We start from the raw sequence: 21,114 nt of genomic DNA, 5'->3' as shown, positions 1-21,114 counted from the left end.
TGGAGGAGAGTTGGGTGGGTGGTGGAGCGGAGAGGGTGCCGACGAGAGACTGTGCGCCCTTGAATTCCTGAGCGTCAAGACATCGGTGGAAACATTTTCAGTATCTTGCTGAAACATCTTGCGACCATGTGTGGGCACCAGTAAGTTCTGGCTCGCCTTGCCGACGAGCCGCCCCTGGGAGGGACACGCGTGGCCATCAGACCTGAGCGATCACGATGGAAGAGCCTGCTCGTCACCGCCGCGTTGCTCACCCCGGTCGCCGTGGGGGCCGGTCCGGCGGCCGTGGCCGCGCCGACGGCTGACGATGCGCCGCACGCGGTGGCGCTCCCGGCCGCCCCCTCCGATGCCTCGCTGGCCGCCACCCCGGACCGGCACGGCCTCGACAAGGAGCAGTTCTACTTCCTGCTGCCGGACCGCTTCGCCAACGGCGACCCGTCCAACGACACCGGTGGCATCACCGGCACGCGCATGGACAACGGCTACGACCCGACCGACTCGGGCTTCTACCACGGCGGCGACCTGGCCGGGATCATCCAGAAGCTGCCCTACATCAAGAAGCTGGGCACCACCGCGATCTGGATGGCGCCGATCTTCAAGAACAAGCCCGTCCAGGGCACCGGCAGCAACGCATCCGCCGGTTACCACGGTTACTGGATCACCGACTTCACCCAGGTCGACCCGCACTTCGGCACCAACGCGCAGCTGAAGGAGCTGATCCAGAAGGCCCACAAGATGGGCATGAAGGTCTTCTTCGACGTCATCACCAACCACACCGCCGACGTCATCGACTACGCCGAGAAGACCTACGACTACCGCTCCACCGGCGCCTACCCGACGCTCGACGCGAACGGCCGCCCGGTCGACACCACCGCCGTCGCGGACGCCAACGCCGCGAACGGCACGGCGGACTACCCGAAGCTGACCAAGGACTCCTTCCCCTACACGCCCGTCTTCGACAACCCGGGCGACGCCACCGCGAAGCAGCCGTCCTGGCTCAACGACGTGACGCTCTACCACAACCGGGGCAACTCCACCTTCGTCGGTGAGAACGCCACCGAGGGCGACTTCTCCGGTCTCGACGACCTCGACACCCAGGACCCCCGGGTGGTCGCCGGCATGGAGAAGATCTACGAGAACTGGGTCAAGCAGGACGACGTCGACGGCTTCCGGATCGACACCGTCAAGAACGTGAACATGGCCTTCTGGCAGCAGTGGGCCCCGGCGCTGGAGCAGTACGCCGAGCAGCAGGGGAACAAGAAGTTCTTCATGTTCGGCGAGGTCTACGACGCGGACACCACTGTCAACTCCTCCTACGTCACCCAGGGCAGACTCGACGCCGCCCTCGGCTTCCCGTTCCAGAACGCCGCCCGCGAGTACGCCTCCCAGGGCGGTTCGGCCCAACTGCTCTCCCAGCTCTACGCGGACGACTACAAGTACGCCTCCGCGACCACCGACGCGTACGAGCAGCCGACCTTCCTCGGCAACCACGACATGGGCCGCATCGGGTACTTCCTGAAGACGGACAACCCGAACGCGGGCGACGCCGAGCTACTCAAGAAGGACCTGCTGGCGCAGCAGCTGCTGTTCCTGACGCGCGGTCAGCCGGTCGTGTACTACGGCGACGAGCAGGGCTTCACCGGCCTCGGCGGTGACAAGGCGGGGCGGCAGGACATGTTCGCCTCCAAGGTCGCCGAGTACAACAGCGACGCCGTCATCGGCGGGCCGAGCGGCTCGGCCGACCGCTACGGCACCGACGTGCCCGTCTACCAGGCGATCGCCCAGCTCGCCGCGCTGCGCAAGGCCAATCCGGCGCTGGAGAACGGCGCCCAGGTCGAGCGCTATGCCGCGAACGGCCCCGGGGTCTACGCCTTCTCCCGCATCGACGCCAAGCAGCAGGTCGAGTACCTGGTCGCGGTCAACAACGCGACCACCGAGCAGAGCGTCAGTGTGCCGACCTACTCGGCCGGCATGGGCTTCACCCCGATCTACGGCGCCGGCCAAGGCCACGCCGTCACCGGTGCGGACAGCAGGCTGAACCTGACCGTCCCCGCCGAGTCCACCGTCGTCTACAAGGCCGACGCGCGCCTCGCCGAGCCGGGCGCCGCGCCCGGCGTCACCCTCGCCGCGCCCGCTGACGGCTCCTCCGGCACCGTCACCGTCAAGGCCACCGCCACCGGCGGCGGCTTCGACCGCGTCGTCTTCGCCGCCTCCGTCGGCACCGGCGCCTGGAAGGTGCTCGGCACCGCCGACCACGCCCCCTACGCCGTCACCCAGGACCTGAGCAAGGTCCCGGCCGGAACGACCGTGCGCTACAAGGCCGTCGTCGTCGACAACGCCGGCCGCACCGCCGACGCGACGGGCAGCACGCTCGTCGCCGCCGTCCCGCCGACGCCCAAGCCGACCGCGGCCCCGCGCGGTTACGCCGTCGTGCACTACCACCGGGCCGACGGGGACTACAGCGGCTGGAACCTCTACGCCTGGGGCGACATCGCCGACGGCGAGGGCACCACCTGGCCCGACGGGCACCCGTTCATCGGCCGCGACGCCTTCGGCGCCTTCGCCTACGTCAAGTTGAAGCCGGGCGCGAGCAACGTCGGCTTCATCGTCGAGAACAACGGCACCAAGGACACCCCCGCCGACCGGTCCATCGACATCTCGCAGACCGGCGAGGTCTGGGTGAACTCCGGCGACCCGACCACCTACACCAGCGACCCGGGCGCGAGCGACACCGTCCCGGCAGGTCAGGTGATCGTCCACTACCACCGCGCCGACGGGAACTACGCCGGCTGGGGCATGCACGTGTGGACGGGCGCGGCGAACCCGACCGACTGGACCTCGCCGCTCCAGCCCTCCGGCACCGACGCGTTCGGCGACGTCTTCACCGTCCCGCTGGCCTCGGGCGCCACCTCGCTCAGCTACATCCTCCACAACGGCGACACCAAGGATCTGCCGGACGACCAGTCGCTGGTCTTCAGTCAGAACGGCCGCGAGGTCTGGATCCTGAGCGCGGCGCCCGGCTACCTGCTGCCCGAGTCCAACGCCTCGGCGGCGGACGTCGACCTCGGCACGTCCAAGGCGCAGTTCGTCGACGGCACCACGGTCGCGGTCCCGGCGAGCTGGGGATTCGGCGCCGACGTCCCGAGCGGCTCCTCCGCCGAGCTGGTCTACTCGCCGACCGGAGCCATCGCCGTCAAGGACGGCGACACCACCGACCCCGGCTACTGGCTGCGCCTGCTGCCCGTCAGCGGCGGCCTGACCGCCGCCCAACTCGCCCAGCACCCCGAGTTGAAGGGCTACGCCGCCTTCACCGTCGACCCGCGCGACGTGAAGCGGATCGCGCTCGCGCTGCGCTCGCAGTTGATCATGACCGAGCGCGAGGCCAACGGGGCGCTGCTCGCCGCGACGGGCGTGCAGCTCCCCGGCGCGCTCGACGCGATCTACGGCGCGGCGGCGGCCAAGGCGCCGCTCGGCCCCGTCTACGCCGAGGACGGCACGCCGTCGCTGTCGGTCTGGGCGCCGACCGCCCAGCAGGTCAGCCTGGAGCTGTACGACTCCGCGACGGCCACGACCCCGAGCGTGGTCCCCATGCGGCGTCAGAACGCCAGCGGGGTCTGGACGGTCAAGGGCAGGAAGGACTGGACCGGGAAGTACTACCTCTACCGGGTCACGGTCTGGGCGCCGAGCGTGCAGAAGGTCGTGACCAACCACGTCACCGACCCGTACTCGGTCTCGCTCTCCACGGACTCCAGGCGCAGCCAGCTCGTCGACCTGGACGCCGCCTCGCTCGCGCCGCAGGGCTGGCAGCAGGACCGCTCGCCCAAGGCGATCAGCGCCGGGCAGCAGGAGATCCAGGAACTGCACGTCCGCGACTTCTCCGTCGCCGACTCCACCGTCCCGGCGGCTGAGCGCGGCACCTACCTGGCCTTCACCGACCTGGACTCGGCCGGCATGAAGCACCTGGCCCAGCTCGCCAAGCAGGGCCTGACGACGGTGCACATCCTGCCCTCGTTCGACTTCGCCTCGGTGCCCGAGGCCAAGAGCGAACAGACCACCCCCGCCTGCGACCTGGCCTCGCTCGCGGCCGACTCCGACCAGCAGCAGTCCTGCATCGGCGCGCAGGCGTCCACCGACGCCTACAACTGGGGCTACGACCCGCTGCACTACGACGTCCCCGAGGGCTCCTACAGCACCGACCCGAACGGCGCCGCCCGCATCGTGCAGTTCCGGCAGATGGTCGCCGCCCTGCACAAGATCGGCCTGCGGGTGGTCATGGACGTCGTCTACAACCACACCGCCGCGTCCGGCGAGGCCGACGCCAGCGTGCTGGACCAGATCGTCCCCGGCTACTACCAGCGGCTCTCCGCCGACGGCGCGGTGACGACCGACTCCTGCTGCGCCGACACCGCCCCCGAACACGCCCTGATGAACCGCCTGGTGGTCGACTCCACCAAGCTCTGGGCCACCGAGTACCACGTCGACGGCTTCCGCTTCGACCTGATGGGCCTCGACCCGAAGTCCACCATGCTCGACGTCAAGGCGGGCCTCAAGGCCACCGGCCGGTCCGAGTTCCTCTACGGCGAGGGCTGGAACTTCGGCGTCGTCGCGAACGACGCCCGCTTCGTCCAGGCGACCCAGGCCAACATGGCCGGCACCGGCATCGCCACCTTCAACGACCGCCTGCGCGACGCGGTGCGCGGCGGCGGCCCCTTCGACAGCAACCCGCACACCCAGGGCTTCGCCTCCGGCCTCTACACCGACCCCAACGGGGACGCGGTCAACGGCAGCACGGCCGACCAGAAGGCCCGCCTGCTCAACGAGATGGACCAGATCAAGGTCGGCCTGACCGGCAACCTGGCCTCCTACTCCTTCACCGACAGCGCCGGGAAGACCGTCACCGGCTCGGAGGTCGACTACAACGGCTCCCCGGCCGGATACACCGCCGCGCCGGGCGAGGCGATCACCTACGTCGACGCGCACGACAACCTCGACCTGTACGACGCGCTCGTCTACAAGCTCCCGGCCGGCACCCCCATGGCCGACCGGGTCAGGATGCAGGCGTTGGCGCTGGCGACCACCGAGCTCTCCCAGGGCCCCGGGTTCTCCGTGGCGGGCTCGGACCTGCTGCGCAGCAAGTCGCTGGACGCCAACTCCTACGACAGCGGCGACTGGTTCAACGCGATCCAGTGGCAGTGCGCCGACGGCGGCGGCAACGGCGGCAACGGCAGTGGCGGCAACGGCTTCGGCCGCGGTCTTCCGTCGGCCGCCTCCAACTCCGCCTTCTGGCCCTGGGCGAAGCCGCTGCTGGGCGACGCCTCGCTGGTCGCGAACTGCACGGCCCAGCAGGACACCACGGCGCTCTACCAGCAGTTCCTGAAGATCAAGGCGTCCACGCCGCTGTTCTCGCTCGCCACGGCGGCCGAGGTCCAACAGCGGATGAGCTTCCCGCTGTCGGGCACGGCGGGGGAGACCCCGGGTGTGATCACCCTGCATCTGGACGGCTCCGGCCTGCCCACCTACAAGTCCGTCACGGTCGTCTTCAACGCGACCCCGAGCAGTCGGCAGCAGACCCTCACCGGCCTGATCGGCACCGGCGAGACGCTGGATCCGATCCAGGCCCAGGGCAGCGACCCGGTCGTGAAGACCGCGTCCTTCGACCCCGCCACGGGCACCTTCACCGTCCCCGCGAGGACCGTGGCGGTCTACGTCCAGAAGTGAGCGACGTAGCACCTGGAAGGGCGGCCGCCCGGGACCTGACCCCCGGGCGGCCGCCCTCCTCCGTGTCCGGCGTCGACGTCAGCCCGTCAGGCGGACCTGAGCCCGTCAGCCCGTCAGCCCGGCGGGCGGCTGACCAGATGGGCGAAGACCACGACGTTGCCCAGGTAGCCCTTGCCGGCCTGGTAGCCGCCGCCGCAGGTGATCAGCCGGAGCGCGGCGATCGAGGTGGGTCCGTAGACGTCCTTGTCCGGGAACCTGTCCTTCGCGAAGACCTGCACGCTGTCGACCAGGAACACCGCCGTGCGCCGGTCGGCGCGGACCACGTCGACCGTGTCGCCCTGCGCGAGCGCGCCGAGGCCGTAGAAGACCGCAGGGCCACGGCCGTTGTCGACATGCCCGGCGATGATCGCGGGCCCGGCCGCGCCGGGGACGGTGCCGTCCGCGTACCAGCCGGCCAGGTCGGCGCGCGACTCCGGCGGGGGGACGAGGTGGCCCGTCCGGTCCAGGGAGAGGGCGGTGAGCGGCGCGTCGACGCCGATGGCGGGGATGCGGACGCGCAACGGCAGTGCCGCCGGCAGCGGGGGAGCGGGACGGTCCTGATCCGCGTACCAGTACACGCCGCCCGGGTTCGCGGCGCTCGCGTCGGGCTGGGGCGGGCCGCCGCCGAGGCCCCGGCCGGCTATCACCAGGCCGACGACCAGCACGGCCTTCGCGGCCAGCCGGGTGCTACCGCCCATGCACCGCTCCCTTCGACGCGGTCAGGCCGCGCCGCCGCGTCGGCGGCCGAGGAGCAGCGCGCCGCCCGCCACTCCGGCGAGCCCGACGCCGACCGCCACCTGCGTGGTGCTGCCCGGGTCGAAGCTGCCGCCGACGCCGGTGTGCACCGGCCCGTGCGGGCTGTGGTCGTCCTGGCGGCCGTGGACCTCGACGGTGCCGCGGAAGGTCGACACCGAGGTGTTCGACTCCTTGCAGGCTCCCGAGACGCTGTACTCGCCGGGCTTGACGTCCTTGCTGATCGTGGCCGCGCCGGAGAAGAAGCCCGGCTGACCGGGCATCGGGTGGAGGCGCACGGCCGTGACGAAGGCCATCGAGGAGACCAGGGTCGGGTCCGGCGTGCCGAAGGACTTGGCGCTGCAGTTGACGACCAGGCCCACGGTCCGGCCGGGCGTGACCTCCTCCGGGCTGATCGAGATGTCCGCGCCGCTCGCGCTGGAGGGGTGGTCCGACGCGCCTCCGCCCCCGCTCCAGCCTCCGCTTCCGCTTCCGCCCCCGCTCCAGCCTCCGCCCCCGCTCCAGCCTCCGCTTCCGCTTCCGCCCCCGCTTCCGCCTCCGTTCCAGCCCCCGCTGCCCCCGCCGTCGGATGGCTGCGCGGCGGGTGAGTCGCTCGCGCTCGGGTCGGGCTGGTCGGCCGCGGCGGCCACGGCGGCCGGGGCGAGGGCGAGCAGGGGGCCGCAGGCGAGCGCGAGGGCCGCGCCGAGCGACGCGGCGACCGTCCGAGGGGTTATGCGGGGCATCCGGCACCTCCGGGCGTCGGGTGCGGACCTCGGGCGTCGTGCCCGGGTACAGGGGGACACACCGCGACTGTCTCGGCGGGGAGTATCACCGTCCGTGTGCGTCTTGTAGCGTTCCGGTCATACAATTAATTCGAAGGAAGTAGTGGTGGGGCGTGGTCGCGACCGGTTTACTCTCCCTCATGACTTCTCTTGATCATCTTGAGATCCTCGCGCGTGCCGCCGACCTGGTGTCCGCGAACTACGTCTTCCCCGAGGTGGGGGAGAAGATCTCGGCGGACCTGCGCGCCGCCGCGGCCGCCGGCCGGTACGCAGCCGCCGCGGGGCCCGAGGAGCTCGCCGGGCTGGTCACCCGCGACCTCCAGGCCGCCAACGGCGACCGGCACCTGCGTCTGGTCTTCCACCCGGATGTGATCCCGGACGGAAAGGACGCCGCGGCCGAGCAGTTGATGCTCACCCGGGCCGCCGAGAGCTGCGCGGGCGTGCCGCGCTTCGAGGTGCTGGAAGGGGGCGTCGCCCTGGTCGAGTTCGCCCCGATGCTCTTTCCGCTCAAGCTCTCGGCCGACTCGATCACCGCCGTGATGACGCTCGCCGCCCAGGCGCGGGCGCTCGTTCTGGACCTGCGCGGCAACCTCGGCGGCGACCCGTACACCGCGCAGTACATCTGCAGCTACCTCTTCGACGAGCCCACCCACCTCAACACCCAGTTCTGGCGCGACGGCGAGCAGGGCGACCAGGAGGAGCAGTCCTGGACGCTGCCGCACGTCCCCGGCCGCCGCCTCGGCCGTGACAAGCCGGTCGCGGTGCTGGCGAGCGGTCGCACCTTCTCCGGCGGCGAGGAGCTCACCTACAACCTCCAGCAGTCGGGCCGCGCCGTGGTCGTCGGCGAGCGGACGGGCGGCGGCGCCCACCCGCGCAACGGCTGGACGCTCCACCCGCACCTGGAGCTGACCGTCCCGGTCGGACGCTCGGTCAACCCGGTCAGCGGCACCAGCTGGGAGGGCGTCGGGATCACCCCGGACATCGACGTTCCGGCGCCGCAGGCGCTGGACCGCGCGGTCGAGGAGTTGCTCGCGCGGCTGGGGTGAATCGGGTCGGGCCCGGGAACAACCCGCGCACGCCGCGGGTTCGTCCGATCATGAAGGCAATCGTGTACGAGCGCAGCGGTGGTTCCGACGTCCTGTCCCTGACCGACCGCCCGGTTCCCGAGCCGGGGCCGGGCGAGGTGCGGGTCAAGGTGGCTTTCTCCGGGGTCAACCCCACCGACTGGAAGTCCCGTACGAACGCGCGGCCGGGCGCGGCCGCGCCGCAGGTGCCGAACCAGGACGGCTCCGGCGTCGTCGACGCCGTCGGCGCGGGGGTGGACGCCGCGCGCGTCGGCGAGCGGGTGTGGATCTGGGAGGCCGCGTGGCAGCGCGCGGACGGCACGGCCCAGGAGTACGTCGTCCTGCCGGCCCGTCAGGCCGTCGCGCTCCCGGAGCGCGCGTCGCTGGAGCTCGGCGCGAGCCTCGGCATCCCCGCGATGACCGCGCACCGTGCCCTCACCCTCGCCGAGGGCGGTCCCGCGCGCCTGGTCCCCGGCGCGCTGGCCGGTCGCACCGTCCTGGTCGCCGGCGGCGCGGGCGCGGTCGGCAACGCCGCGATCCAGCTCGCCCGCTGGGCGGGTGCGACGGTGCTCACCACCGTGAGCGGTCCGGAGAAGGGCAGGCTCGCCGCGGCGGCCGGGGCGCACCAGGTCGTCGACTACCGGGCGCAGGACGCCGCGTCGGTGATCCGCGCGCTGGCGCCCGAGGGCGTCGACCTGGTCGTGGAGGTCGCCCCGACGGCCAACGTCGAACTGGACCTGGCCGTGCTGGCGCCGAACGGCACCGTCGCGTTCTACGCGGACGGGAGCGGCCCGGAGGTCACCGTCCCGGTGCGGGACTCGATGGTCCGCAACCTGCGATGGCTGGGCATCCTCGTCTACACCGTCCCGGACGCGGCGAAGCTCGCGGCGGTCGCCGCGATCGGCGACGCGGTGGCGGCGGACGCCCTCCGCGGCGGCGAGCAGGCGGGCCTGCCCTGGCACCGCTACCCGCTCACCCGCACGGCCGACGCCCACGACGCGGTCCAGGGCGGCGCGGTGGGCAAGGTCCTGATCGAGCTGTAGTCGCCGCCTCAGCCGAGCTGCGTGTGCTCGGCCGAACTCCGTGTGCTCAGCCGAACTCCGCGTTGAAGCGCGCCAGCAGCCGCGCCAGGGCCGCCAGGTCCCGCTCCTGCCAGGTCGACAGCCGGTCGTGGAAGGTGTCGCGTCGTCGCGCTCGCGCGGCGTCCACGCGGGCGAGGCCCTCGGGGGTGAGTTCGAGCAGGTGGGCGCGGCCGTCCTCGGGGTCGGGGCGGCGGGCGACCAGGCCGAGCGTCTCCAGGCAGGTGAGCTGGCGTCCGGCTGTGGCCTTGCCGATGTGGAAGTAGGCCGCCAGCTCGCTCGGGCGGCTGGCGCCGGCTTCCTCCAGGCGGACCAGGAAGGCGTAGTGGCCCGGCTCCAGGCCGGGGTGGACGCCCTCGGCCAGCTCGTGGGAGAGGGCCCGTCCGCGGCGGAACAGCACGCCCAGCTCCTGCTCGATCTCCTCGATCGCCTTGCTCATCGTGCTGCCCGCCTCTCTCGCCCCTCGCCCATAGCCTGCCGCCCGTCGGCCGTCGGCCGTCGCCCGTCGCCCGGAGGCTTCTGCGCTGGTCAGTTCGCCGCGCCGACAGTATCGCCCGCGACGGCGGGGCTGTTGGACGCGACCGGGGCCGTGGTCGAGGTGCGCAGCGGGACCTCCTTGATGAAGAGGATCGCCAGCGTCGCCAGCGCGGCGAACGGCGCGGCGTAGAGGAAGACGTCGCCGATGCCGTGGCCGAAGGAGTCCTCGACGACGCCTCGGACCGGGACCGGGAGCGTGGAGAGCTTCGGGACGCCGCCGTCGCCCACGGCGGCGTGGATGCCGAGCCTGGCCAGGCCGTCGTCGGTGTAGCGGGTGACCTTGGTGGACATCACCGAGCCGAGCGCGGACACGCCGACCGCGCCGCCGAGGGTCCGCGTGAAGGCCACGACCGCGCTGGCCGCGCCCAACTCCTCCGGGCGGACCTGGTTCTGCACGGACAGCACCAGGTTCTGCATCGTCATGCCGAGGCCGGAGCCGACCAGGAACATGTACAGCGCGAGCAGCCAGTAGTCGCTGTGTGCGCGGGCGCTGCCGAGCAGGCCGACGCCCGCGACGGTGAGCACCCCGCCCAGGACCAGGATCGCCTTCCAACGACCGGTCCGGGTGATGATCCGGCCGGAGACCATCGAGACGAGGGCCAGGCCCAGGATCATCGGCAGCGTCATGATGCCGGCCATGGTCGGCGAGTTGTCCCGGGCCAGCTGGAAGAACTGGCTGAGGAAGGTGGTGCCGGTGTACATCGCCACGCCGATCAGCAGCGAGGCGGTGACGGCCAGCGCGATCGTGCGGCTGCGGAACAGGTGCAGCGGGACGATCGGCTCGCTCGCCCGCTTCTCCGCGAGCAGGAACACCGCGCCGAGGACCACGGAGCCGCCGACCATGGCGGCGGTCTGCCAGGAGATCCAGTCGTACTTGTCGCCCGCGAAGGAGACCCAGACCAGCAGCAGCGAGACGGCGGCGGTGACCAGGCCCGCACCGAGCCAGTCGACCTTGACCTGACGCCTGGTCACGGGCAGGTGCAGCGTCTTCTGCAGCACGACCAGCGCGGCGACGGCGAACGGCACGCCGGCGTAGAAGCACCAGCGCCAGCCGAGCCAGGAGGTGTCCACGATCGCGCCGCCGATCAGCGGGCCGCCGATGGTGCCGAGTGCGAAGACGCCGCCCATGTAGCCGGAGTACCGGCCGCGCTCGCGCGGCGGGACCATGATCGCCAGAATCGTCTGTGTCAGCGCGGTCAGCGCGCCCGCGCCGATGCCCTGCACGGCGCGGGCGGTGATCAGCATGCCCGCGTTCTGGGAGAGCCCGGCGATGCAGGAGCCGACCACGTAGACGACCAGACCGATCTGGATGAGCAGCTTCTTGCTCATCAGGTCGGCGAGCTTGCCCCAGATCGGGGTGGAGACGGTCATCGCGAGCAGCGTCGCGGTGATCCCCCAGGTGTAGGCGGTCTGGCTGGCGTGCAGGTCGGCGATGATCGTCGGCAGGGCGTTCGACACGATCGTCGACGACAGGATCGCGACGAACAGGCCCAGCAGCAGGCCGGTCAGCGCCTCCATGATCTGCCGGTGGCTCATCGGCTCGCCCGGTGCGGCGGTGTGGCGTACCGCGTGCTTGCCCACGGTGTTCCCCTTCCCCCCGGCGTGTTTCGCGCTGACGGCGGCTGCGCGCAGGTGATGGCTGACGGTTGATTGCTGGCAGGTGATTGCTCAGGGCAACCATATTCCTATTGCTTGCTAAACGCAACCAATTGCCGAAAGGGTAGGGGCGCGGGAGAGTCCCCGCGCCCCTGGGAGGGAGGCGTTCGTCAGGCGGAGAGATGCAGGTAGGCGCGCCTGATCGCGTCCTGAAGGTGCTCGCGGTCGTAGGGCCAGTCGCCCGTCTTCAGGGCCTCGTCCAGCGGGACGCCTGCGGCGTGCAGGGAGCGGCAGGTGTCCGCGACCGCGGCGAGCGTGTCGCGCTGGGCGACGACGAAGGACGCGTCCGTGCTCGCGCCGTGGCCGGGGACGAAGCGCGTGCCCGGGCCGGTGAGGGCCAGCGCGGCGTCGATCGTGGCGGCCCAGTCGAGCGGGAAGGAGTCCGGGCCGAAGTGCGGGTCGCCGCTCTCCTCCAGCAGATCGCCCATCAGCAGCACGTCCGCGTCCGGGACGTGCAGCACGAGATCGCCGTCGGTGTGGCCGCGGCCGACCTGGCGCATCCGGACCACCCGGCCGTCGCCCAGGTCCAGGTCGTGGCCGCCTCGGACGATGTTGTCCGGGACGTGCTCCTCCAACTCGGCGAGCTTGGCCCGCCACTCCTCGCTCCGGGCGGCCAGGGTCTCCTTGAGCTTCACCGTGTCCGGGTCCTCGCCGGCTCCGCGCATCGCGGCGACCATCTCCGCGCTGCCCCAGAACTGCGCCGGAGGAACCTGCCGGGGTGCGGCGAACTCCGCGTTGCCCCAGACGTGGTCGAAGTGGACGTGGGTGTTGACCACCCAGCGCACCGGTGCGGCCGAGATCTGGCGCAGGTGTCCGCGGATCTCGCGCGCCTCGGCGAGGCTGCACCGGGTGTCGACGACCATCAGGCCGTCCGTGCCCGCGACGACCGTCACGCTCACGTCGAACGGGTCGTAGCGGCGCTGGTAGACCCGGTCGGCGACCTCCACCCAGGCCGTTCTGGCATCCGTCATCTCGTCAGTCCCCCTCGGCTGTCGGGAAGCGCTTCGGTGTCACTGTAGCGAGGAAGATCACAGCGAGGGCGGCCGCCGCGGCAGCTCCCAGGTAGACGTGGCCGACCGCGGCCGCGAGGGCGTGGCGCAGGTAGTCCGTGGCCGCACCGCCGAGGCTGCCGCCGTGCAGCAGCGCGGAGGCGGTCTTGTCCAGGCCCTGCGGCAGGGCCCCGCGCAGCCCGGGCGGGGCGCTGTGAAGGCGGTCGGTCAGCGTCGCGTTGGCGACCACGGCGAAGAGCACGCCGCCGACGCTCTGGCCGACCTGGCGGCAGAACAGCACCGAGGCCGTCGCCGTGCCGCGCTCGTGCCAGGGCACGCTGCTCTGCACGCCGATGATCAGCGGCAGTTGGAACAGGCCGAGCCCGGCCCCCAGCAGCAGCATCAGCAGCGCCGGCTGCCAGGCGGGTCCGCGGTAGGGGAGGAACGGGAAGGCGGCCAGCAGCACCGTCCCGACGCAGGAGCCGATGAGCGCGGTGTCACGGAAGCCGATGCGCCGGTAGAGGCGGTTGGACAGCGCCGCCGAGGTCGGCCAGCTGAGCGTCCAGACCGAGAGGACGAAGCCCGCCGCCACGGGGGAGAGGCCGAGCACGGACTGCGCGTAGGTCGGCAGGAAGACCATCGGGGCGATCATCAGCACGCCCAGGCAGCCCAGCGCCAGGTTGACCCCGGCGATCACCGGGCGGCGCCAGACCCAGCCCGGCATGATCGGGTCCTCGGCCCGGCGCTCCAGCGCGAAGGTGACCAGGCCCGCCGCGAGGGATCCGGCGAACAGCGCGATGCTGGGCGCGGAGAGCCACGGCCACGCCACGCCGCCCTGGACCAGTGCGAACAGCAGCAGGCTGGTGGCGGCGAACAGACCGACCGCGCCCGCCCAGTCGATCCGCGTCCGGCTGCCCGGCACGACGTGCGCCTCCCGCAGGTGCCGCTTGAGCAGTACGAGCGCGACGAGCCCGACCGGGAGGTTGATCAGGAAGATCCACCGCCAGCTGGCGTAGCCCGCAAGCAGCCCGCCGATCGCCGGGCCGAGGACGGCGGAGGACGCCCACACCGTGGAGAGCGCCGCCTGGATCTTCGGTCGCCGCTCCAGCGGGTAGAGGTCGGCGGCCAGGGTCTGCACCGTCCCCTGGATCGCGCCGCCGCCGAGGCCCTGCACCACGCGGAACGCGATGAGCGCGCCCATGGACCAGGCCCCGGCGCAGAGCAGCGAGCCGAGCAGGAAGAGGGCGGAGCCGACCAGCAGCACCGGCTTGCGCCCGCGCGCGTCGGCCAGCTTGCCGTAGACGGGCAGGGTGACCGTCACGGCGAGGAGGTAACCGGAGAACAGCCAGGAGAAGAAGCTGAAGCCGCCGAGCTCGCCGACGATCTGCGGCACCGCGGTCGACACGCAGGCGGAGTCGAGGGCGACCAGCGCCATCGAGAGCATCAGCGCGGCGACGACGAGGCGGCGGCGCGTCGCGGTCGCCGCTGCGGGTTCGGCGGCCGCGGGTTCGGTCGTCCCGGGCGCGGCTGTCCCGGGTGCGGCTGTCTCGGGTTCGGTCGTCTCGGGTTGGGCCGAGGCGACCGCGGGGCTCGCGCCGTCGCCGTCGCTCCCCGTGGCCCCGCTGCCCGACCCGCTGCCCTTGGACTCCCCGGACTTGCTGGACTCCCTGGACCCCGTGGACATGGCTGATCTCCCTCCCCGCGTCCGCTCCCCGCCGGGTTCACCCTCTCACGGGGCCGACGGGGGCAGAGCAGGGATTCTGCGGAGCGGACGGGGTCGGTCCGGTCAGTCCGACGGCAGGCGCGGGGCGGCGATCCGCGCGGTCTCCTGCGGTTCCGCGGCCGGAGCCGGGGGCAGCGGGCCGTGCGACGCGGAGGACGCGGTGACCGGGTAGTCCGGCACCGGCGTCGGCGGCTCGCGGTGCAGGCTGCGCCGCATCCGCGCCGCCAGGCGCTGCAGAGGACCGGTCAGCACGCGGCCGAGGAGGACCACCAGGCCGCCGGCCACGCAGTCGAGCAGGTAGTGGTTGGCGGTACCCATCACCACGACCATGATCAGCGCCGGGTAGAGCAGGCCGAGTGCGCGGACCCAGCGGCGGCGCGCGTGACGGAAGATCAGCAGGCCGCACCAGAGGGCCCAGCCGAAGTGCAGGCTCGGCATGGCGGCGAAGTCGTTGGTCATGTCCCCGAGGCCCTTGGGCGCGCTGCCGCTGCCGCCCCACCACCCGAGGTGGGCGTACTGGGCCATCACGTCGAGGAAGCCGTCGGGGTCGGTCAGCAGGCGCGGCGGGGCCGTCGGGAAGAACACGAAGCCGATCAGCCCGAAGCCGGTCGCCAGCACCAGCCAGGTGCGGGCGAAGGCGTAGTGGGCGCGACGGCTGCGGAAGATCCAGACCAGCACGAGCGGCGTGACCGCGTAGTGCAGGCTCGCGTAGATGAAGTCCGCGGGGACGCCGAGCCAAGGGTGCTCGGAGAAGAGGCGGTTGAGCCAGTGCTCGGGCTCGAGGTGCAGCCGCCGCTCCGTGCGCAGCAGGAGTTCGCCGTGGTGGCGGGCCACGGACTCCTTTCCGTGTACCAGCAGGCGACTCCCGTCGTAAGCTGCGTACACGAGCAGTACCAGCTCCAGGCCCCACTGGCGCGGCTTCCACCGGCGGATCCGGGTGAGCAGCCCTGGGCGGCCGGTCGCCGCCTGGTCGGACCGGCGGTCAGGCTGCTGTTCCTGCTGCTGGTCGGGGTGCTCGTCGGGGTGCTGGTCGGGCTGTGCGGACGGGGGCGCGGGGCTGGCGGTGTCGCCGACCTCGCCCTGGGCCATGGTGCCTGCCATACGTCGAGCTCCCCCCGCCTGTTCATCTGATGGACACCGCATACCGTACGCCGTACGTTACGCGCTCGCACATCCAGGGGCCGAGATCGGGCAGACTGGCAGGACCATGAACCACTTCGCCCTGCCCGGCGGCGCCGGACTCGATCTTGTCCGCTACCCGGTCGACCCACGAGACCGCCTGCGCGCCTGGGACGCGTCCGACGAATATCTGCTCCAGCACTTGGCTGCCGCTGAAGACCCACTCGACGATCTCGCAGGTGGCGACGGACGGCTGGTGGTCCTCGGGGACCGTTGGGGTGCGCTGACCACGGCTCTTGCCGCATACGAACCGGTCCAGATCACCGACTCGTTTCTCGCGCAGCGCGCCACGGCCGAGAACTTGGCCCGAAACGGTCGCCCGGCGGACGCGGTGCGGCTCCTCTCCAGCCGGGACGAGCCCCCCGCCCGCGTCGACGTGCTCCTGGTCCGGGTCCCGAAGAGCCTGGCCCTGCTGGAGGACCAGCTGCTGCGGCTCGCGCCCGCCGTCCACGCCGGGACCGTCGTCGTCGGCGCGGGCATGGTCAAGGAGATCCACACCTCCACGCTGGAGCTCTTCGAGCGCGTCATCGGTCCGACGCGCACCTCGCTCGCCCAGCGCAAGGCCCGCCTGATCTTCTGCACCCCCGACCCCGAGGTGCTCGCCGCGCGCGCGGCCGATCCGTGGCCGCAGCGCTACGCCTTCCCCTCCGACGTGCCGGGCTCGGGCGCGCTCCTGGCCGGACGGACCGTCACCAACCATGCGGGCGTCTTCTCGGCGGAGAGGCTGGACATCGGCACCCGCTTCTTCCTGGAGCACCTGCCCGTGCCCGCCGACGGCCACCACGTCGTCGACCTCGGCTGCGGCAACGGCGTCCTCGGCCTCGCCGCGTCGCTGTCCGCGCCCCGGGCGGAGCTGACCTTCGTGGACGAGTCCTTCGGTGCGGTCGCCTCGGCGGAGGAGACGTTCCGGGCCAACGCCGCCCCCGGGGCCGAGGCGCGGTTCGTGGTCGCCGACGGCGCGGGCGGGCTGGCCCGCGGCTCGGTGGACCTGGTGCTCAACAACCCGCCGTTCCACAGCTACCAGGCGTCCACGGACGCCACCGCCCACCGTATGTTCGCCGACGCGAAGCGCGCGTTGCGCCCCGGCGGGGAGTTGTGGGTGGTCGGCAACCGCCACCTGGGGTACCACGTGCGGCTGAAGCGGCTGTTCGGCAACTGCCGCACCGTGGCGGGGAACCCGAAGTTCGTCATCCTGCGGGCCGTACGCGGGGACTGAACGGACCCGCGCAGCGGTGGACGAGGCGTCGTCGGTTGATCCATGATCGGGAACAGTCGGTGACCGACCGACGCCGCTACGTCCGCAGACCCGGGGGGACCGTCATGACCGCCACGCCGCACCCGCCTTATCCGCTCGACGCGCACGGCACGGACCAGCACGGCGAGAACGAGGCCCTGCGCGCGCTCGGGCCGGTCGCCCCGGTGGAGCTGCCCGGCGGGCTCACCGCCTGGGCTGTCACGGGCCACGACGAACTCCAGACGCTGCTGGGCGACCAGCGGGTGGGCAAGAACCCCGGCAACTGGCGTGCCCTGCAGGAGGGTCAGGTCCCGGAGGGGTGGCCGCTGCTCGGGATGGTCACCATCCCCGGCATGACCTCCGCCGACGGCGAGGACCACCGCCGGCTGCGCAACCTGGTCAGCCAGGGCTTCACCCCGCGCCGGGTGGAGGCGTTGCGTCCCCATGTCGAAGCCGTCGTCGCGGAGCTGGTGGAGCGTCTGGAGCGCCTCGCCCCGGGCCCGGTGGACCTGCGCGAGCACTTCGCCTACCCGCTGCCGATGCGCGTGATCGGCGAACTCCTAGGGATCCCCGAGGAGTTGCGTGACGAACTGCACGGGCACGCGGGGATGCTCGTGCGCAGCTCGGCCACCCCGCAGGAGGCGCTGGCCGCCCGGCGCGGGCTGGTGGAGCTGCTCGGCCAGGTGGCCGCGGACCGCCGCGCGCGTCCGGGCGACGACATGACCAGCGACCTGCTCGCCGCGCGCGAGGCCGACGACCGGCTGAGCGAGGAGGAGGTCGTGGGCACGATGATGCTGATGTTCATCGCGGGCCACGCGACGACGCTCAACCTCATCACCAACGCGGTCCGCGCCCTGTCGGCCTTCCCCGAGCAGCGCGACGCGGCGCTGACCGGGGCGGTCACCTGGTCGGCCGTGGTCGAGGAGACGCTGCGCCACGACTCGCCCGTGGCGCACTTCCCGATGCGCTTCGCGCTCGACGACATCGCGGTCGGCGGGGTCGTCATCCGGCGCGGCGACGCCGTCCTCGCCTCCTACGCCGCGGCCGGCCGCGACCCGCGCCGGCACGAGGACGCGGAGCGCTTCGACGCGACCCGCAGCCCGAACCGTCATCTGTCGTTCGGCCACGGCCTGCACTTCTGCCTGGGCGCGCCGCTGGCGCGGCTGGAGGCGGAGGTCGCGCTGCGCGAGCTGTACGGCCGCTTCCCGGCCCTTTCGGTCGCGGGGGAGGCGACGCCGATCGCCTCCTTCGTCAGCAACAGCGTCCAGAGCCTGCCGGTGCTGCTCCACGGCTGAGGCCGCGGCACGAGGGACGTGACGGAGGTCTCGCGGGCGCGGTTTTGCACCTTGTTGCATAACCGCGCCCGCGAGCCCTACGTTGGAGGGCGATACCGGACGCGTGTACGCGTGTGACACGCGCGTGAGGAGACGCCGTGACCGCCTACCCCCACCTGCTGAGCCCCCTCGACCTGGGCTTCACCATCCTGCCGAACCGGGTGCTCATGGGCTCCCTGCACGTCGGCCTGGAGGAGGCGCCGGACGGCTTCGCGCGCATGGCCGAGTTCTACGCCACGCGCGTGCGCGGCGGCGTCGGCCTGATCGTCACCGGCGGCATCTCCCCGAACGACGCCGGACGCCCCTTCGAGGGCGGCGCGAAGATGAGCACCGAGGAGGAGGCGGCCGAGCACCGCGTCATCACCGACGCCGTCCACGCGGCGGGCGGCAGGATCGCGATGCAGATCCTCCACTTCGGCCGCTACGCCTACCACCCGCAGCTGGTCGCCCCGAGCCCGATCCAGGCGCCGATCAGCCCGTTCGTGCCCAATGAGCTGAGCGACGCCGAGGTCGAGCAGACCATCGAGGACTTCGCCCGCAGCGCCGAGCTGGCCAAGTTGGCCGGCTACGACGGCGTCGAGATCATGGGCTCCGAGGGCTACCTGATCAACGAGTTCATCGCGGCCCCGACCAACCACCGCACCGACCGCTGGGGCGGCAGCTACGAGAACCGGATGCGCTTCCCGGTCGAGATCGTGCGCCGGGTCCGCGAGCGCGTCGGCACCGACTTCATCATCGTCTACCGGCTCTCCATGCTGGACCTGGTCCCCGGCGGCTCGACCTTCGAGGAGGTCGTCGAACTGGGCAAGGCCGTCGAGGCGGCGGGCGCGACCATCATCAACACCGGCATCGGCTGGCACGAGGCGCGCATCCCCACCATCGCCACCTCCGTGCCGCGCGGCGCCTACACCTGGGTGACCAGGAAGCTCATGGGCGAGGTCTCCGTCCCGCTGGTCACCAGCAACCGCATCAACACCCCGGAGCTGGCCGAGGAGCTGCTCGCCTCCGGCGTCGCCGACATGGTCTCCATGGCCCGCCCGCTGCTGGCCGACCCGGAGTTCGTCAACAAGGCCGCCGCGGGCGCCGCGCAGGGCATCAACACCTGCATCGGCTGCAACCAGGCGTGCCTGGACCACACCTTCAGCCTCAAGATCGCCTCCTGCCTGGTCAACCCGCGCGCCTGCCACGAGACCGAGCTGCTGCTCTCCCCGACCCGGCTGCGCAAGCGCGTCGCCGTCGTCGGCGCCGGCCCGGCCGGTCTGGCCTGTGCGGTCTCGGCCGCCGAACGCGGCCACGCGGTCACCCTCTTCGACGCGGCCGACGCCGTCGGCGGCCAGCTCAACCTCGCCCGCCGGGTGCCGGGCAAGGAGGAGTTCGACGAGACGCTGCGCTACTTCCGCCACCAGCTCGACACCCTCGGCGTCGAGGTCAGGCTCTCCACCCGCGTGGACGCGGACGCGCTGACGGCGGCCGGCTTCGACGAGGTCGTCGTCGCCACCGGCGTCACCCCGCGCACCCCCGAGATCGAGGGCGTGGACCACGCGAGCGTCGTCAGCTACGTCGACGTGCTGAACGGCACGGCCGCGGTGGGCGAGCGCGTCGCGATCCTGGGCGCCGGCGGCATCGGCTTCGATGTCGCGGAGTTCCTCACCGACCCCGGCCAGCAGGCCAGCCTCGACCCGGCCGTCTTCTTCGCCCAGTGGGGCGTCGACACCGAGCACCGCACCCCGGGCGGCCTGACCCGGCCCGTCCGCGCCGCCTCCCCGCGCCGGGTGACGCTGCTTCAGCGCAAGACCAGCAAGCCCGGCGCCGGGCTCGGCAAGACCACCGGCTGGATCCACCGCGCCGAGCTCAAGCACCGCGGCGTCGAGACCGTCGCGGGCGCGGCCTACCGCCGCGTCGACGACGCGGGCCTGCAGATCACCGTCGACGGCGAGGAGCGGCTGATCGAGGTCGACACCGTCGTCCTGTGCACCGGCCAGGAGCCGCGCCGCGAGCTGCACGCCGAACTGGCCGACCGCGGCGTCAAGGCCCACCTCATCGGCGGCGCGGACATCGCCGCGGAGCTCGACGCCAAGCGCGCGATCGACCAGGGCACGCGGCTCGCGGCGACGCTCTGAGGATCGCCTGGGGTTCGCCTTTTCGAGCGGAATCGACGCCCCGGCCGGAAAGAATCTTCGGCCGGGGTGTCGAATACGGCTGAACTCGTTCGTGGCTGTGTCAGCGCAAGCACACGAGACACGAGGAGTCACCATGCGCACGCTCATCAGCACCGCCTTCATCTCCGTCGACGGCGTCGTCGAGGCCCCGGGCGGCGAGGCCGGCTACCGCAACGCCGGATGGACGTTCAAGGAGGTCGAGTTCCTCCCCGAGGCGTTCGAGATCAAGGGGCGGGAACAGCAGGAGTCCACGGCGATGCTCATGGGCCGGGTCAGCTACGAGGCGTTCGCCCCCGTGTGGCCGGGCATGGCGGAGTTCGCCCGCTACAAGACGCTGCCGAAGTACGTCGTCTCGACCACGCTGACCGACGACGAGCTCGTCTCCGACTGGGGCGACACGACGATCCTGCGCTCGCTCGACGAGGTCGCCGCCCTCAAGGCGACCGAAGGCGGCCCGATCATCGTCCACGGCAGCGCCGCCCTGAACCGCGCCCTCTCCGACGCGGGCCTGATCGACCGCTACCACCTGCTCGTCTTCCCGCTGCTGCTCGGCGCGGGCAAGCGCCTGTTCAGCACCACCGACAAGGACGCCCAGAAACTCAGCCTCGTCGAGCACGAGGTCTACGCCAACGGCCTGCAGAAGCAGGTCTTCGACGTCGTCCGCTGAGGGGCGGCCGACGGCCGATATTCGTCCGGGGCTGTCGGCCCCGGCTGGCATCATGAGCCCCCAGGGAGGGGATCATGACGCTGGACAGGGCGACGGAGCAGGGCAGTGGCGTCGACCCCACCGCCGCGGCTCTGCGGGGCTGGGGTCACAAGTTCGCAAGGTGGCGCGCCTGCCTCTGCGCTACACCCGGACGGCGCGGGTCAGCCTAGTGCGAGCGGGTCTGAC

The 21,114-nt window shown here is 72.1% G+C and carries 13 protein-coding genes and 1 pseudogene; 7 read left to right on the top strand and 7 right to left on the bottom strand.

All coding sequences use genetic code 11. From position 1 onward, the window contains the following. Positions 1-195 precede the first annotated feature (195 nt). Positions 196-5,715, top strand: a complete 5,520-nt coding sequence (gene pulA / locus TR50_RS02735; RefSeq protein ID WP_042414374.1) for a pullulanase-type alpha-1,6-glucosidase — start codon at positions 196-198, stop codon at positions 5,713-5,715. A gap of 113 nt (positions 5,716-5,828) precedes the next feature. Here the strand turns inward: pulA and TR50_RS02730 are convergent, their stop codons facing one another. Both TR50_RS02730 and TR50_RS48025 read right to left on the bottom strand, forming a co-directional pair. After that, positions 5,829-6,452, bottom strand: a complete 624-nt coding sequence (locus TR50_RS02730; protein ID WP_052440617.1) for a class F sortase — start codon at positions 6,450-6,452, stop codon at positions 5,829-5,831. Positions 6,453-6,473: 21 nt separating this feature from the next. Beyond that, entirely contained in the window at positions 6,474-7,229 is a 756-nt protein-coding gene (locus tag TR50_RS48025) for a hypothetical protein (protein WP_052440615.1), read from the bottom strand. A gap of 179 nt (positions 7,230-7,408) precedes the next feature. On the opposite strand from TR50_RS48025, the gene TR50_RS02720 reads away from it, so the two are divergent. Together TR50_RS02720 and TR50_RS02715 are read left to right on the top strand one after the other, a co-directional pair. Then, the gene (locus TR50_RS02720; protein WP_042414370.1) at positions 7,409-8,314 is read left to right on the top strand and encodes a S41 family peptidase; all 906 of its coding nucleotides are present in this window, start codon (positions 7,409-7,411) and stop codon (positions 8,312-8,314) included. Positions 8,315-8,364: 50 nt separating this feature from the next. Beyond that, positions 8,365-9,375, top strand: a complete 1,011-nt coding sequence (locus TR50_RS02715) for an NADPH:quinone reductase (protein ID WP_042413451.1) — start codon at positions 8,365-8,367, stop codon at positions 9,373-9,375. Between the two features lie 46 nt (positions 9,376-9,421). Here TR50_RS02715 and TR50_RS02710 read toward each other — a convergent pair whose 3' ends face one another. The 5 genes and pseudogenes from TR50_RS02710 to TR50_RS02690 form a co-directional block, all read right to left on the bottom strand. Then, positions 9,422-9,850 carry a MarR family winged helix-turn-helix transcriptional regulator gene (locus TR50_RS02710; RefSeq protein ID WP_042413448.1) on the bottom strand — a complete coding sequence of 143 codons (429 nt, stop codon included), beginning with the start codon at positions 9,848-9,850 and terminating at the stop codon, positions 9,422-9,424. Positions 9,851-9,960: 110 nt separating this feature from the next. Further along, positions 9,961-11,484: pseudogene (locus TR50_RS02705) on the bottom strand (MDR family MFS transporter); the annotation flags it as partial. A gap of 230 nt (positions 11,485-11,714) precedes the next feature. Next, positions 11,715-12,575: an MBL fold metallo-hydrolase gene (locus TR50_RS02700; RefSeq protein WP_042413445.1), complete on the bottom strand. Its 861-nt coding sequence runs from the start codon at positions 12,573-12,575 to the stop codon at positions 11,715-11,717. 4 nt (positions 12,576-12,579) lie between these two features. After that, a complete protein-coding gene (locus tag TR50_RS02695) occupies positions 12,580-14,277 on the bottom strand; it encodes an MFS transporter (protein ID WP_042413443.1) in 1,698 nt (565 codons plus the stop codon). A gap of 102 nt (positions 14,278-14,379) precedes the next feature. Further along, positions 14,380-15,417 (bottom strand): phosphatase PAP2 family protein, encoded by a 1,038-nt coding sequence (locus TR50_RS02690; RefSeq protein WP_052440614.1) that lies wholly within the window; start codon positions 15,415-15,417, stop codon positions 14,380-14,382. A gap of 106 nt (positions 15,418-15,523) precedes the next feature. Between TR50_RS02690 and TR50_RS02685 the strand changes: the two genes are divergently transcribed. From TR50_RS02685 to TR50_RS02670, 4 genes are all read left to right on the top strand, one after another. Beyond that, positions 15,524-16,711, top strand: coding sequence for a methyltransferase (locus tag TR50_RS02685; RefSeq protein ID WP_042413440.1), 1,188 nt, complete (start codon positions 15,524-15,526; stop codon positions 16,709-16,711). 104 nt (positions 16,712-16,815) lie between these two features. Then, a complete protein-coding gene (locus TR50_RS02680) occupies positions 16,816-18,024 on the top strand; it encodes a cytochrome P450 family protein (protein WP_042414365.1) in 1,209 nt (402 codons plus the stop codon). Between the two features lie 137 nt (positions 18,025-18,161). Next, a complete protein-coding gene (locus tag TR50_RS02675; RefSeq protein ID WP_042413436.1) occupies positions 18,162-20,183 on the top strand; it encodes an NADPH-dependent 2,4-dienoyl-CoA reductase in 2,022 nt (673 codons plus the stop codon). A gap of 133 nt (positions 20,184-20,316) precedes the next feature. Next, positions 20,317-20,889: a dihydrofolate reductase family protein gene (locus TR50_RS02670; RefSeq protein WP_042413433.1), complete on the top strand. Its 573-nt coding sequence runs from the start codon at positions 20,317-20,319 to the stop codon at positions 20,887-20,889. The last annotated feature ends 225 nt before the right edge of the window (positions 20,890-21,114 follow it).

It is taken from the genome of Streptacidiphilus anmyonensis, from assembly GCF_000787855.1.
GTDB lineage: Bacteria > Actinomycetota > Actinomycetes > Streptomycetales > Streptomycetaceae > Streptacidiphilus > Streptacidiphilus anmyonensis.
The sequence above is the reverse complement of the archived record's forward strand: the minus strand, read 5'-3'. Positions and strand labels throughout refer to the sequence as shown.

Excerpts from the sequence above, each read along its gene's own strand:
- TR50_RS02730 (WP_052440617.1), bottom strand. The coding sequence starts at position 6,452 with ATGGGCGGTAGCACCCGGCTGGCCGCGAAGGCCGTGCTGGTCGTCGGC.
- TR50_RS48025 (WP_052440615.1), bottom strand. The coding sequence starts at position 7,229 with ATGCCCCGCATAACCCCTCGGACGGTCGCCGCGTCGCTCGGCGCGGCC.
- TR50_RS02720 (WP_042414370.1), top strand. The coding sequence starts at position 7,409 with ATGACTTCTCTTGATCATCTTGAGATCCTCGCGCGTGCCGCCGACCTG.
- TR50_RS02715 (WP_042413451.1), top strand. The coding sequence starts at position 8,365 with ATGAAGGCAATCGTGTACGAGCGCAGCGGTGGTTCCGACGTCCTGTCC.
- TR50_RS02710 (WP_042413448.1), bottom strand. The coding sequence starts at position 9,850 with ATGAGCAAGGCGATCGAGGAGATCGAGCAGGAGCTGGGCGTGCTGTTC.
- TR50_RS02700 (WP_042413445.1), bottom strand. The coding sequence starts at position 12,575 with ATGACGGATGCCAGAACGGCCTGGGTGGAGGTCGCCGACCGGGTCTAC.
- TR50_RS02695 (WP_042413443.1), bottom strand. The coding sequence starts at position 14,277 with ATGTCCACGGGGTCCAGGGAGTCCAGCAAGTCCGGGGAGTCCAAGGGC.
- TR50_RS02690 (WP_052440614.1), bottom strand. The coding sequence starts at position 15,417 with ATGGCAGGCACCATGGCCCAGGGCGAGGTCGGCGACACCGCCAGCCCC.
- TR50_RS02685 (WP_042413440.1), top strand. The coding sequence starts at position 15,524 with ATGAACCACTTCGCCCTGCCCGGCGGCGCCGGACTCGATCTTGTCCGC.
- TR50_RS02680 (WP_042414365.1), top strand. The coding sequence starts at position 16,816 with ATGACCGCCACGCCGCACCCGCCTTATCCGCTCGACGCGCACGGCACG.
- TR50_RS02670 (WP_042413433.1), top strand. The coding sequence starts at position 20,317 with ATGCGCACGCTCATCAGCACCGCCTTCATCTCCGTCGACGGCGTCGTC.